This window comes from Streptomyces sp. NPDC058880 (assembly GCF_042742535.1).
Taxonomy (GTDB): domain Bacteria; phylum Actinomycetota; class Actinomycetes; order Streptomycetales; family Streptomycetaceae; genus Streptomyces.
Map to the genome: position 1 here is coordinate 1 of NZ_JBHYMC010000102.1, position 12604 is coordinate 12604.

Here is a 12604-nt window from a genome sequence, read left to right on the forward strand (position 1 = left end):
CCCCGCCGGGGTGGTTGGCCGGGACGTGCCGGCCCCCGGGGGGGTGGGGGCCGGGGGGGGCGGGGGGGGCCCGCGGGGGGGGGGGGGGCCGGGGGGGGGGGGGGGGGGGCGGCCCCCCCCCCCCCACGCCGGCCGCGGGGTGTCCGGGACAGGCGCTGGACGCGATCCCCAACCCCGGTCGCCTTCCGCGGGTGCGCGGAAGGCGACCGGGGTGCGCGGAAGGCGGTGGCCGGGCCTCCGGAGCCGCAGCTGCCTGGACGGGTCAGAACTCGACGACCGAGCGGAGCACCTCGCCGCGCTCCATCCGGGTGAAGGCGTCCTCGACCCCGTCGAGCGGGATGGTTTCGGAGACGAAGGCGTCCAGGTCGAGCCGCCCCTGCAGGTAGAGGTCGATCAGCAGGGGGAAATCCCGCTCGGGCAGGCAGTCGCCGTACCAGGAGGACTTCAGGGCGCCGCCGCGGCCGAAGACGTCCAGGAGGGGGAGTTCGAGCTTCATCTCCGGGGTGGGCACGCCGACCAGGACCACCGTCCCGGCCAGGTCGCGGGCGTAGAAGGCCTGCTGGTAGGTCTCGGGACGGCCGACGGCGTCGATGACGACGTCGGCTCCGTTGCCGCCGGTCAAAGCCTGGACCGCCTTCACGACGTCCTCGGTGCGGCCGTTGACGGTGTGTGTGGCGCCGAGGCCGCGGGCCCATTCCAGCTTCCGGTCGTCCAGGTCCACCGCGATGATCCGCGAGGCGCCCGCGAGCCTGGCGCCGGCCACGGCCGCGTTGCCCACTCCCCCGCAGCCGATGACGGCGACGGAGTCGCCGCGCCCGACGTTCCCGGTGTTGAGGGCGGCGCCGAGGCCGGCCATCACGCCGCAGCCGAGGAGTCCGGCTGCGGCGGGGGCCGCGGCCGGGTCCACCTTGGTGCACTGGCCGGCCGCGACCAGGGTCTTCTCGGCGAAGGCGCCGATCCCGAGGGCCGGGGAGAGCGGGGTGCCGTCCTCCAGTGTCATGGGCTGGGTGGCGTTGTGCGTGGCGAAGCAGTACCAGGGGCGCCCGCGCTTGCAGGCCCGGCAGGTCCCGCACACCGCTCGCCAGTTGAGGACGACGAAGTCGCCCGGCGCCACGGAGGTGACGTCCGGCCCGACCGACTCGACGATTCCGGCGGCCTCGTGGCCGAGCAGGAAGGGGAACTCGTCGTTGATCCCGCCTTCGCGGTAGTGCAGGTCGGTGTGGCAGACCCCGCAGGCCTGCACCCGGACGAGCGCCTCCCCCGGTCCCGGGTCGGGCACGAGGATCGTCGTCGTCTCCACCGGTGCGCCCTTGCTCCGGGCGATGACCCCTCGTACTCGATGTGTCACGTCGTACCCCGCTCTGATCGGTTCGGTATGGATCAACGAACGTACACGGACGGCACCCGGTAAGGGAGTTGTGTCACGCTTCGGCGCGCGACCCGGCCAGATCCGGTGGTAGGGCGGCGCGAACTGCGGCGCCGAAGGCGGCCACGGCGGGGTGGGCGGCGGCCCCGCTGCGGAAGGCGAGGCCGGTGCGCCGCTGCATCACCAGCCGGGTGAGGCGCACCGCCGGGTCGGGGCGGCCCGCCACCCCGAGCTGGGGTACGACCGCCACGCCCTGGCCCGCCGCGACCAGCGCGAGCACGGTCGCGAAGTCGTCGACCTGGTGGCGCACCCGGGGGGTGAACCCGGCCGCCTGGCAGGCCCGTGTCGTCATGGTGTGGCAGAGGGTGCCGTCCGTGGCGGTGATCCAGGGGGACCTGGCGTGCGTGCGCAGGGCCGCGCCCTGGTCGGGCGCCGGGGGCGGCTGCGGGAGGTCCCCGGCGGTCGCCCGGCCGCCCGGCGGGCCCGACCCCCCGGCCGCCCCGGGACTCCCGCCGGTCGGCTCGGCCAGGTACATCGCCTCGCCGTACAGGGGCTCGGTGTCCAGCCCCGGCTCCCGCTCGGCGGGTACGAAGTCGTACGCGTGGACCAGTGCGACGTCCAGGTCCCCGGCCCGCAGGGCATGGGCGACCGCCGCCGGGTCGGTCTCGCAGAGCATCGGTTCGAGCCCCGGGTGGCGACGGGCGAGGGTCATCAGGGCAGCCGGGACGATCGCGCGGGTCGCGGTGGGGAAGGCACCGATCCGCAGGGCGCCGGCGAGGCCCCCGCGGGCCTCGGCGAGGTCGGCGTCCGCCTGCTCCAGCCGCTCCAGGACCGCCTCGGCGTGCCGCACCAGGTTCTGCCCGGCCGGGGTGAGCCGCACCCGCCGGCCGGTGCGCTCCAGCAGGGGCAGGCCGGCCTCCCGTTCCAGCACGCCGAGCTGCTGGGACACCGCCGAAGGGCTGAAGCAGAGGGCCTCGGCCACAGCGGCGATCGTGCCGCGGCAGGCGAGTTCGCGCAGCAGGCGCAGGCGCCGTACATCGAGCATCGGCTCAGCTTACGCAGGGAGTAAGAAACGTGAACTGGATTCGATGCTCGCGGGCGGTGAGGCTCGTGCGCATGACACAGAACACCTCACAGAACGCGTCCCGGAACACGTCAGGGAACACCGCAGCGGTCCCGCTCCACGGGATCCACGTACCGCTCATCACTCCCTTCACCCTCACCGGGGAGATCGCCGCAGAGGCCCTGGAGGGGCTCGCCCACGCGGTGCTCGACGGGGGCGCCACCGGGATCGTCGCCCTCGGTACGACCGGGGAGGCGGCCTGCCTCGACGAGGCGGAGCGCGAACGCGTGACCGGTGTGTGCGCCCGGGTGTGCCGGGAGCGCGGGGCCCTGCTGACCGTGGGGGTGGGGGCGGTCGGCACCCGGGCCGCGGAGGCCTCGCTGGCGGGGCTGGCTCGGTGGCCACGCGCGGGGGCGGCTCTCGTCACCGTCCCGTCCTTCGTGCGGCCTTCGCCGGCCGGAGTGTTGGCGCACTTCGGGCGGCTGGCCAGGGTGAGTCCCGTACCGCTGGTCGTCTATCACGTCCCGCACCGCACGGGGCAGCCGCTGGACGCCGCCGCGCTGCGGGCCCTCGGTTCGCTGCCCGGGATCGCCGGGGTGAAGTACTCCACGGGCAGCATCGACCAGGACGCGATGGAACTGCTCGGTGACCGGCCGGCCGGCTTCCAGGTGCTGGCCGGGGACGACCTGTACGTGTCACCGATGCTCGCCATGGGCGCGTCGGGCGGGATCCTGGCCTCGGCCCACCTCGCGACGGAGCGGTTCGCGGAGCTGGCCGAGGCCTGGCGGGCGGGGAACGCGGTCCATGCCCGGGCACTGGGGCACGCACTGGCCGGCCTGTCGGCGGCGCTCTTCGCCGAGCCCAATCCGGCCGTCGTCAAGGGCGTGCTCCACGCCCAGGGCCGCATCCCGGCCGCCGCCGTGCGGCTCCCTCTGCTCCCGGCCTCGGATGCGGCGGTGGCATCCGCCCTGGAGCGGCTGGAACGGCGGGCGGGGCTGGAGCGGCCGGCGGGGCTGGACGCTCCCTCTCCCGAGGGGAGCGCGGGGGCCATCGGCGCCGCGAAGGGAAGTCAGCTCCGGGAGGGGGAAATCGGCGCCGGAAAGAGTGCCGGATGGGCGTTTTGACCTCTACGCGCGAGTCGCCCGAATAAGCCCACCAGGTACCGGACTTACCCCTATTGACCCGCGGCGGTCCAGCTGGTGATGTCAGTCACGCGGGACACGTCAACATCATTTCCCCCGAGAGGCCGATCCCCTTTTCCCGGAAAGGGAATCGGCCTTTCCGTCGAGATGCCCACAAGGTCATTTCCGGTGCGGATAGCGGGATGTCGATCTATCGGTGGAATTCGGGGCTTGTTCCCGCCCGGCGGGCTCACCTACGGTCACCTCACTCCAGGTGACGGGCGGCCCCGTACGGCCCCGCCATCCGGATCTCCCGTCCCCCCACGTGAGGAATTCCGCCATGCCTGCAAAGGGTAAGCACCGTCGGCCGAAGCAGAACCCGATCACCCGTAAGCTGGCCCTCGCCGGCACAGGTGGCGCGGCCCTCACGCTCCCGCTGATCAGCGCGACGACCGCAGGAGCGGTCGGGACGAGCGCACCGGCAGCGGTGGTGACCAGCGTCACCGCGGCCACCGCGGTGAACGTGGCGGCGACCCCTCCCACCACGTACTCCGTGGTCGCCGGCGACACCCTTTCGGAGATCGCCGCGGACCACTCCCTCAGCGGCGGATGGAAGCAGCTCTACGAGGCGAACCGCGCGGTGGTCGGCGACAACCCTTCGGTCATCCGACCCGGAATCAAGCTGAAGATCGTCTCCCAGGCGAAGACCGCCACGGCCGCCACCGCCGCGTCCAAGACCGCCGCCAAGCCGGCAGCCTCCTACCCGAACAATCTCGACGGGTGGATCCGCGAATCCCTCGACGTGATGGCCAAACACGGAATTCCCGGCAGCTACAACGGAATTCACCGCAATGTGATGCGGGAGTCCTCGGGCAACCCCAGGGCGATCAACCTGTGGGACATCAACGCCCGGAACGGAATTCCCTCCAAGGGACTGCTCCAGGTCATCGACCCGACCTTCAAGGCCTACCACGTGCCCGGCACTTCGCTGGACTCCTACGACCCGGTCGCCAACATCACCGCGGCCTGCAACTACGCGGCCGCCCGCTACGGCTCCATCGACAACGTCAACGGCGCCTACTAGCGGCTGCCGGTGCGGGCGGGGCCCCGGCCGCCGGCCGCGGCACGCAGGAGGATCCGCAGGGGCGCGGTGAGGCCGTAGCCCACGTCGCGGCGCAGCGCGCCGGCACCGGCCCGCTCGACGGCGGCCAGCTGGTGGGCCATCAGGTCCACCATGGTGGCGATGACGGGGCGGAGTCCCGGCTCGGCGAGGTCGAGGATGCCGTGGGTCGCGTCGAGGGCCGTCCGGGCGCGCCGGGTCTCGGCGGCGAGGAGGGCCCGTACGGCAGGGGTGTCACGGGCCGCCTCCAGATCGGCCCGGGTCACAGAATGCTCGTCGAGGCGGGCGCGCGGGAGGCAGAGCCGGCCGTCGGCCAGGTCGCCGTGGAGGTCGGCGAGGAAGTCGACGCGCTGAGCCGCGTCGACGAACCGGCGCCAGCCGGCGGCCTGTTCGGGATCCGGGCCGCCCTGGTACTGCAGGCCGGTGAAGACGGCGACCCCGGGCCAGGCGTACGCGTCGAGGTAATGCTGGAAATCCGCTTCGTCGGCGAAGCCGTCGAAGGCCGCCTCCGCGGTGGCGGCGCCCGCCAGGAAGCGGGACACCCAGTGCCCGGGCAGCCCCCGGGAGTGCACGGCATGGGCGTAGGCCCGCAGCACGGGATCGGGGCTGTCCCCGGATTCCAGCGCGGCCTCGACCCGTGCGGTCAGCGCGGCGAGGGCGGAGGCCCGTTGCTGCGGGGTGCCGGTCTCGGCCACGTCGTCGACGAGGTTCATGAAGGCGAGACCGGCGGCGAGGGCCGGTACCAGCGGCGGCGCGGCGAGCAGTCGCAGCGCCAGGTACGGCGCGGGTTCGCGGCGGAGCACCCGGCGGGCGGCGTGGGTGTAGTCGTCCCGCAGCGGGGGGCCGGATATCCCGGCCGCCGTGAGGGTGGTGCGCCAGCTGGGCATGGTGGTGAGGCTCCTCGGTGTGCGCGTGGAGGGAAGTGCGGGCGCGCGGACGCGCCCTCGTTCGGCTGCGGAGCCGTGCGGCCCGGTGCGGGCCCGGGCCGGTCAGGTGGCGGTGACCTTCCTCAGGCTGCCGTCGGTCTTCCACAGGACATAGCCGCCACGGCCGTACTCGTCGCTGAGGTAGGTGCGGATCGAGGGGACCTGGTCCATCATCCAGGGGTCGACGATGACGTGGCGCGAGGTCGGCTTCTCGACCTTCAAGTCCTTCTGGGATTGCTCCAGCATGCCGGGCAGCGCGTCCCAGTTGACCGTGGCCATGTCGATCAACGGCTCGCCCTCCTCGACTGTGCCGTCCGGTCCGGTGCGCGAAGCGACGCCGTCCCGGTACTGCCAGGAGTCGACGGTCTCGGCTCCGGCCGCGGTGGGGATGGAGGCCAGGATGTAGCCGTCGTAGAGCGTCATGTCGACGAAGGTGGTCGTCCCCGTCGCCTTCTTGAACGCCTCCAGGGCGGTGCGGATGTTCCCCGGCGTCATCATGCTGCCCCGGGGCGCGTCCGCCGTCTGCGCGCTCGCTCCGGGCGTGGGGGCCGAGACGGCGTTCCGCCCGGACGGCGCGGCGGAGGCGCCGGCCGCGCGCGTCGCGGCACCGCCCGTCGCCTCGTCGTCGCCGGAATTGCCGTCGGGCAGCAGCTGGACGATGCCGGCGATCGCTGCCGCCAGGACCGCGGTGACCACGGCGCCGATGAGGGCCGGACGCCTGCGCGCGGATGATGCCACCGGTCGCGGTGCGGTCGGAGCCGCGTAGGGAGAGCCTCCGGAACCGTAGGGCGGCGGGACGGGCGGGGTGTGCGGGGCACTGTTCGGCGCGTAGGGGCCGAACTGCCCGTACGGGCCGGGCACGGCCGGAGAGGCGGCGGGCGGCGCGGAGACGGCCGCGGGGCCGGCGCCCGCACCGAGAGCGGCGCTCGCGTCCCGGAGCAGGTGTTCCAGCTGTGCTCCGTCGGGGCGCGCGGCCGGGTCCCGCACGAGCAGCCGTTCCAGTACGGGCCCCAGCGGGCCGGAGCGGACCGGCGCGGGGATGGGCTCGTCGAGTACGGCGACGACGGTGGCCAGGCTGGTGGCCCGGCGCAGCGGGTGGCTCCCCTCGGCGGCCACGTAGAGCAGCATGCCGAGCGACCACAGGTCGGAGGCGGCCAGCCCCTCCTCCCCGCGGACCCGCTCGGGCGCGATGTACTCCGGGGAGCCGATCAGCACTCCCGTCGCGGTGAGCGCGGTGGAGTCGTGCAGCGCGGCGATGCCGAAGTCGGTCAGCACGGCCGACCCGTCGGGGCGCAGCAGCACGTTGGCGGGCTTCACGTCACGGTGGAGGATCCCCTCGGCGTGCGCGGCGCGCAGCGCGGACAGCACGTCGAGGCCGAGCCGCGCCACCTCGGCGGGCGGCATGGGGCCGGACTCCAGGCGGTCGTGCAGGGAGCCTCCCCGGACCATCTCCATGACGATCCACGGGTGCCCGTCCGTGCCGTCCGCGGGCTCGACGATGTGGTGGATCGTCACGACGTGGGGGTGGGCGAGGCGGGCGAGGGCGCGTGCCTCGCGGACGGCACGTTCACGCATCTGGTCCGCGAGGCCGGGCTGGGCGGCTGCGGTCGCCGGGTCCGGCGGGCGCACCTCCTTGAGAGCCACTTCTCGGTGCAGGGCGATGTCGCGCGCCCGCCAGACGGTACCCATGCCGCCGCTGCCCAGGGGCGCGACCAGTTCGAAGCGCCCGTCGATCAGCCGTCTGCCGGCCTCACTCGTGTCCATGGCGGATCATCGTAAGTGCCGCCGCGGTCAGCAGCGCCGCCGGTCCACCGTGACCGTTCCCTGGACGGCGGTCACCGTGCGGTCGTAGCACCCGCCGGGCACCTGCGCCCCGTACAGCCGGTGTCGGACGGTGGTGGTGGCGACCGCGTGGCGCTGGTCGCGCGGGACGTTCGCGGTGTAGGTGGCGTCGCCGGTGTACCGGTCGTCGAGCCGGGAGGTCCCGATGGTCCGGCCGCCGCGCAGGGTGACGGTGTCCGCGTGGTCGCCCAGGGTCAGGACCGTGCGCAGGCGGTCGCCCGCGCCGAGGGTGGTCTCGCCGTCCATGGTGTAGGTGCGGCCTGTCCGGGTGGTCGTCGGTCCGTGCGTCACGCTCTCGTCGTCGGTCCAGGCCGCGGTCAGCGCATCGCGGCTCTCGCCCTCGGTCCAGCGGTGGGCGGAGGTGTGGTGCACGGAGCGGCTGACGGTGGTGGCCACTCGGCCGCGGGAGGTGTTGAGGTATCCGGCGGTGGTCAGCCGGTGGCCGCCCTCGGTGTCCACCCGGTGCAGTTCGCCCGGGACTGCGGGGGTCCAGCGGGAGTAGCCCGTCGGGGCGCTCTCCTCATGCCGGGTGAGGGCGCCGGTGACGACCCGGCGGGCCTCGTCCTGCCAGAGCAGCAGGTTGGTGGGGGTGCTCCAGCCGCTCTGCCCGGCGGGCAGCCCCGCGACGGTCACCTCGATGCGGTGCGGGCGGCCGTCGTTGAGGAGGGCGGCGTAGGGCGTGAGGTCGTAGCGGATCGGCTGGACGTCGAAGGCGCGCGGGCCGGGGGTGACGTACCAGAGGAAGGGGTTGGACCAGCCGCCGGTCCAGACGGTGGGGAAAGGCGCGGCGATGCCGGCGAGCCGCCCGTCGACGAGGACGCGGACCTCGCGGTGGGGGCCGCCGTCGGCTGTGCAGGAGTACGGGGTTCCGGCGGGGGTGGTCAGGTACCAGTACTCCTCGCAGCCGCCGCCGGAGCCGGTGGCGTACACCTCGGCGAGCAACCGTTCGGTGTTGCGCGGAGTGGTGATCGTCGGCGTGATGAGGGGCAGCACCCGGTCGGGGGTATCGGGTGCGGGGGTGCGTCCGTCGGCCGCGTAGAAGGTCAGGGTCACCGTGACGTCGATGACGCCGGTGTAGGTGTCGTTCACGACGTTGCCGATGAGCATCTCGACGGGCTGCGGGCGGGCGAGGGTGTCGCGGTAGCGGGTGACGTCCTTCTCGACGGACCAGGCGATGCCGTCGGGCGAGGGCTGGGGCGTCGAGGTGCGCAGGATCTCCACACCGCCCAGGGAGAGGTGGCCCAGGCGGTCGTACTGGCGGCCCTTGACCTTGCCGTCGAGGCGGAGCACCACTGCGGCCCAGTCGGCCGCGCCGCAGGCGGTGGGGGGCGTGTAGTGGCCGCGGAAGGGGGTGAAGTCGCGGAACCGGGCCTGCGCGAGGGTCACCCGGCAGGACCGGGTGGCGGGCTTGGTGACGGGCGGAGCGGCGGTGAGGGGGTCGTGCCAGTCGGTGCCGAACTCGGCGGGCGGCGGGTCGGCCGGTGGCAGCCCCCGCGCGGGACCCGCGGCGGCCAGGGTGCCGGCGGCCAGCGCGAGCGCTCCGAGCAGGCCCGTGATCCTGTGTCGTCTCATGGACCGGCAGTGAAACCCGGTGCGCCGGGCGGCGGCCAGGCCCGGAGGGCCGGACCTGGCCGGTTCCGGTCGTCAGCCGCGCAGGACGACCACTCCGTCGTCGTCCGCGTGGACGGTGTCCCCGGTGCAGAAGGTGACCCCGCCGATGGTGACGGGCTCGTCCACGGCGCCGGCGCCGGTCTTGCCGCTCTTGCGGGGGACGGTGCCCAGGGCCTTCACACCGAGGTCGAGCCCGCCGAGGGCCACGCTGTCGCGGACTGAGCCGTTGATGATCAGGCCTGCCCAGCCGTTGCGTTCGGCGGCGCCGGCGATGAGGTCGCCGACCAGGGCGGTGTGCGGCGAGCCGCCTCCGTCCACGACGAGGACGGCGCCCCCGCCCGGAGCGTGAAGCAGTTCGCGCAGCAGGGCGTTGTCCTCGTGGCAGCGGACCGTCCGCACGGGGCCGGCGAAGAGCCTGCGGCCGCCGAACTGCCGGAATCCGGTGGTGCAGATGCCGAGGGCTTCGCCGTGCTCGTCGTACAGGTCTGCGGTGGGGACAGGGGTGACGCTCATGTCGGTACCGGTTCCTCGCTACTCGTTCTCCTGGGTCGCGCCGTGCGAACAGGGTAGGGGGCCGGGCCTCGCCGGCGGGGGCGGGGGCGGTGGCGAGGCAAGGCAAGGCAAGGCCCGACAACGGCCGGAACCCGGCGGGCCCGAGGGCGACGCGCCGGGGATCCGCGCGAGGCGAAACGTTTCCGCGCAGCCTTTCCCCGCAGCCTTTCCCCGCAGCCTTTCCCCGCAGCCTTTCCCCGCAGCCTTTCCGCGCAGCCTTTCCGCGCACCGTTTCCACGGAGCGTTTCCGTGCACCGTCGCGCGGCCCCCGGGATCAGACGGGAACCCGTCCCCCGGGTACGGCCAGTTCGGCCGCGGCGGCCGACACCCCGGTCGGTGGGGCGCCCGTCGGAGCGGCCGGCGCCCGGGTCAGCAGGACCACGCCCCGCGCCGCCACGAGGGCTCCGGCCCCCGCCAGCACCAACCCGGCCGGCCCGCCCTGGAGGCGTTCGCCGAGCAGGGCCGCACCGATGGCGGCCGCGGCAAGCGGGTTGGCCAGGTTCACCACGGCGAGCGGGGCGCCGAGCCCGCCGCCCCGGTAGGCCCGCTGCGACAGCAGCATCCCGCCGACCGCGAACATCACGACCAGCAGCGCCACGGCGACGACCCGGACGCTCAGCAGCGATCCCCCGCGGCCGCCCGCGACGGCCACGGTCTGGGTCAGTGCGGAGGCCACCGCGGAGGCCAGCCCGGAGGCGGTGGCGTGCCGCAGGCCCGTGCCCGGGTCCCTGACCGCGGTCAGGAGCAGGATCACCGCCGTCGTCGTCCCGGAGACGACCAGCGCCTCGGCCAGCGTGAGGGTGTCATCGGGGGCCGGCCCGGAGGCCGGGAGCAGCAGCAGGCCGAGCCCGACGACGGTGGCGAGGGTCCCACGCCATTCGGTGGCCGCCACCCGGCGTCCGGCCCGGCGCGCCCCCATGGGGACGGCGGCCACCAGGGTGAGCGCGCCGAATGGCTGCACCAGGGTGAGGGGCCCGTAGCGCAGTGCCGCCGCGTGCAGCAGGGCCGCGGCCGCGTTCAGTCCGGCCGACCACCACCAGACTCCGGAGCCCAGCAGCGCCCCCGCGCTGCGCGCGGCGCCGGCGCGGGCCAGCCGTTCCTGGGCGACAGCGCCGGCCGCGTAGGCCACGGCCGAGGCGAGGCAGAGCACGACGGCGAGGGCGGTGTCGTTCACCTTCCCGCTCCCACGGACGCGGCGGTGCTCTCCCGGCGCGGCCCCGCGCGCACGGCGCCCTCGGCTTCCGTGCCGTCCTGGCCGCTTCGGGCCCCCGCGCCCGCGTCCGTGTCGTCCCGGCCGCCCGCCCGCGGCCGGGGGACCACCAGCAGGGCGATCCCGAGGAGAGCGGCGGCCACGACCGCGTCGAGCCAGTAGTGGTTGGCGGTGCCGACTATCACCAGCAGGGTCACCAGCGGATGCAGCAGCCACAGCATCCGCCGGGACGAGCTCTTCGCGCCCTTCGCCCCCCGGGTCGCGACGATCACACCGATCGCGAGCATCAGCGCCCAGCCGAAGTGCAGCGAGGGCATCGCGGCGAACTGGTTGGCCAGGGTGTCGGTGTCCGGCGCGGCCCGGTAGACGGAGGGCCCGTAGACCTGACCGGTGTCGACGAGCCCCGCCGTGGGGAGCATCCGCGGGGGCGCCAGGGGATAGGCGAGGTGCAGGACGAGCGCGGCTCCGGTGAGCACGGCGAGCACCCGGCGGGTCCACAGGTAGTGGGCGGGGCGGCGAATGTAGAGCCAGACCAGGAAGAGGGCGGTGGCGGGGAAGTGGACGGCCGCGTAGTAGGTGTTCGCGGTGATCACGAGGGCGTCCCCGTGGAGCAGTAGCCGCTGCACCGCGCCCTCGCCGGGCAGGTGCAGCAGGCGCTCCGCGTCCCAGATCCGGTCCGCGTTGCGGAAGGCCTCGTCGGTGCGGTCGGTCGAGAGCAGTCGGCCCGCCTTGTAGACGATGAAGAAGCCGGCGACGAGCAGCAGCTCGCGTATGAGGCGCCGGCGGGCGGCTCTCGGTCCGCCTGCCGGCCCGGCAGGCGTGGTGTGGGCGGTCATCCCCCGGTCTCTCCTCCTGTTGCGCGCACAGCGACACGCCAGTGTATCGATACATTGTCGTATCGATACGTCGGTGTACCGATACGGTCGCGTTCCCGTACACTTCTCAGCGGAACCAGCAGCCGAGGCGCCCCCGAGGAGAGCCGCAGCCCATGACGTCGACGCCGCCCCCCGCACGCCGCTCCAAGATCACCCCGGAGCGGGAGCAGGAGTTCTACGACGCCGTCCTGGAGCAGCTGCGCGAGCACGGTTACGAGGCCCTGACGATGGAGGGCATCGCCGCCCGGGCCAGCTGCGGCAAGTCCACGCTCTACCGGCAGTGGAAGACCAAGCCCCAGCTGGTGGCCGCCGCCCTGCGCTCCGCACGGCGGGGCACCCTCGCCGCGGTGGACACCGGGACCCTGGCGGGCGACCTGCGCGAGGCGGCCCGGATCGCTGCCGGCACCTCCGGGCGCGACACCCGGCTGACGCAGGCCCTCGGGCACGCCGTCCTCAGCGACGAGGCGCTCCAGGCCGCCCTGCGCGAGGCCCTGGTCGAACCCGAACTGGCGGCCTTCGACGCGATGGTGGAGCGGGCCGTGGCCCGCGGCGAGATCTCCGCGGGCCATCCCGCCGCGGAGTTCCTGCCGGCCCAGCTGATGGGCGTGCTCCGCATCCGGCCGGTATTGGAGGGGCAGTACGCGGACGCCGACTACCTGATCCGGTTCGTGGAGGCGGTCATGCTCCCGTCCCTGGGCCTCGGGCCCGACCGCCCCGCTCGGCCGGCGGCCGGCCAGGCCCCCTGAACCGGCGGGGCGCCGTCCCGGTGACCGGACGGCGCCCCGCCCGCGCTGCCTCGTGGGGACGGCGGCAGCGCGCCACCCGGACCGGGCGGTGGGCCCGCACCCCACTGGCCACCCCCCCCGCTGGGCGGACCCGCGGCGGGCTCCTCCGCCGCCATCAGCGGGCCCCCCCCCT

Annotated in this window: 11 protein-coding genes; 3 read left to right on the forward strand and 8 right to left on the reverse strand. The window is 74.4% G+C overall.

Going from position 1 to position 12604, the window contains the following annotated elements:
* Nucleotides 1–262 precede the first annotated feature (262 nt).
* Nucleotides 263–1348, reverse strand: coding sequence for an S-(hydroxymethyl)mycothiol dehydrogenase (locus ACFW2G_RS31875; RefSeq protein ID WP_384456283.1), 1086 nt, complete (start codon nucleotides 1346–1348; stop codon nucleotides 263–265).
* Nucleotides 1349–1421: 73 nt separating this feature from the next.
* On the reverse strand, nucleotides 1422–2411 hold the full coding sequence (locus ACFW2G_RS31880) for a LysR substrate-binding domain-containing protein (protein ID WP_384456286.1): 990 nt from the start codon (nucleotides 2409–2411) through the stop codon (nucleotides 1422–1424).
* A 71-nt stretch (nucleotides 2412–2482) separates the two neighbouring features.
* Between ACFW2G_RS31880 and ACFW2G_RS31885 the strand changes: the two genes are divergently transcribed.
* Complete coding sequence (locus tag ACFW2G_RS31885) at nucleotides 2483–3553, forward strand: dihydrodipicolinate synthase family protein (RefSeq protein WP_384585417.1); 1071 nt, start codon at nucleotides 2483–2485, stop codon at nucleotides 3551–3553.
* Between the two features lie 337 nt (nucleotides 3554–3890).
* Nucleotides 3891–4634 carry a transglycosylase SLT domain-containing protein gene (locus tag ACFW2G_RS31890; protein ID WP_384585414.1) on the forward strand — a complete coding sequence of 248 codons (744 nt, stop codon included), beginning with the start codon at nucleotides 3891–3893 and terminating at the stop codon, nucleotides 4632–4634.
* On the opposite strand, the gene ACFW2G_RS31895 is transcribed toward ACFW2G_RS31890, so the two are convergent.
* The 6 genes from ACFW2G_RS31895 to ACFW2G_RS31920 form a co-directional block, all read right to left on the reverse strand.
* On the reverse strand, nucleotides 4631–5557 hold the full coding sequence (locus ACFW2G_RS31895) for a phytoene/squalene synthase family protein (RefSeq protein WP_384585412.1): 927 nt from the start codon (nucleotides 5555–5557) through the stop codon (nucleotides 4631–4633). The two genes, ACFW2G_RS31890 and ACFW2G_RS31895, sit on opposite strands and share 4 nt — an antisense overlap.
* A gap of 102 nt (nucleotides 5558–5659) precedes the next feature.
* A complete protein-coding gene (locus ACFW2G_RS31900) occupies nucleotides 5660–7360 on the reverse strand; it encodes a serine/threonine-protein kinase (RefSeq protein WP_384456298.1) in 1701 nt (566 codons plus the stop codon).
* A gap of 27 nt (nucleotides 7361–7387) precedes the next feature.
* Nucleotides 7388–9010: a peptide-N4-asparagine amidase gene (locus ACFW2G_RS31905; protein WP_384585409.1), complete on the reverse strand. Its 1623-nt coding sequence runs from the start codon at nucleotides 9008–9010 to the stop codon at nucleotides 7388–7390.
* Between the two features lie 72 nt (nucleotides 9011–9082).
* Nucleotides 9083–9562, reverse strand: coding sequence for a ribonuclease E activity regulator RraA (rraA, locus tag ACFW2G_RS31910; RefSeq protein WP_384456301.1), 480 nt, complete (start codon nucleotides 9560–9562; stop codon nucleotides 9083–9085).
* Between the two features lie 313 nt (nucleotides 9563–9875).
* The gene (locus ACFW2G_RS31915) at nucleotides 9876–10775 is read right to left on the reverse strand and encodes a DMT family transporter (protein ID WP_172671263.1); all 900 of its coding nucleotides are present in this window, start codon (nucleotides 10773–10775) and stop codon (nucleotides 9876–9878) included.
* Complete coding sequence (locus tag ACFW2G_RS31920) at nucleotides 10772–11647, reverse strand: phosphatase PAP2 family protein (protein ID WP_384456305.1); 876 nt, start codon at nucleotides 11645–11647, stop codon at nucleotides 10772–10774. Before ACFW2G_RS31920 ends, ACFW2G_RS31915 begins: the two co-directional genes overlap by 4 nt.
* 152 nt (nucleotides 11648–11799) lie before the next feature.
* On the opposite strand from ACFW2G_RS31920, the gene ACFW2G_RS31925 reads away from it, so the two are divergent.
* Nucleotides 11800–12432: a TetR/AcrR family transcriptional regulator gene (locus ACFW2G_RS31925; protein WP_037917177.1), complete on the forward strand. Its 633-nt coding sequence runs from the start codon at nucleotides 11800–11802 to the stop codon at nucleotides 12430–12432.
* Nucleotides 12433–12604: the final 172 nt, after the last annotated feature.

What these genes read in the sequence shown, in the direction of transcription:
- ACFW2G_RS31925 (WP_037917177.1), top strand. Translation starts at nt 11,800, where the DNA reads ATGACGTCGACGCCGCCCCCCGCACGCCGCTCCAAGATCACCCCGGAG.
- ACFW2G_RS31920 (WP_384456305.1), bottom strand. Translation starts at nt 11,647, where the DNA reads ATGACCGCCCACACCACGCCTGCCGGGCCGGCAGGCGGACCGAGAGCC.
- ACFW2G_RS31895 (WP_384585412.1), bottom strand. Translation starts at nt 5,557, where the DNA reads ATGCCCAGCTGGCGCACCACCCTCACGGCGGCCGGGATATCCGGCCCC.
- ACFW2G_RS31885 (WP_384585417.1), top strand. Translation starts at nt 2,483, where the DNA reads ATGACACAGAACACCTCACAGAACGCGTCCCGGAACACGTCAGGGAAC.
- ACFW2G_RS31900 (WP_384456298.1), bottom strand. Translation starts at nt 7,360, where the DNA reads ATGGACACGAGTGAGGCCGGCAGACGGCTGATCGACGGGCGCTTCGAA.
- rraA (WP_384456301.1), bottom strand. Translation starts at nt 9,562, where the DNA reads ATGAGCGTCACCCCTGTCCCCACCGCAGACCTGTACGACGAGCACGGC.
- ACFW2G_RS31880 (WP_384456286.1), bottom strand. Translation starts at nt 2,411, where the DNA reads ATGCTCGATGTACGGCGCCTGCGCCTGCTGCGCGAACTCGCCTGCCGC.
- ACFW2G_RS31890 (WP_384585414.1), top strand. Translation starts at nt 3,891, where the DNA reads ATGCCTGCAAAGGGTAAGCACCGTCGGCCGAAGCAGAACCCGATCACC.
- ACFW2G_RS31905 (WP_384585409.1), bottom strand. Translation starts at nt 9,010, where the DNA reads ATGAGACGACACAGGATCACGGGCCTGCTCGGAGCGCTCGCGCTGGCC.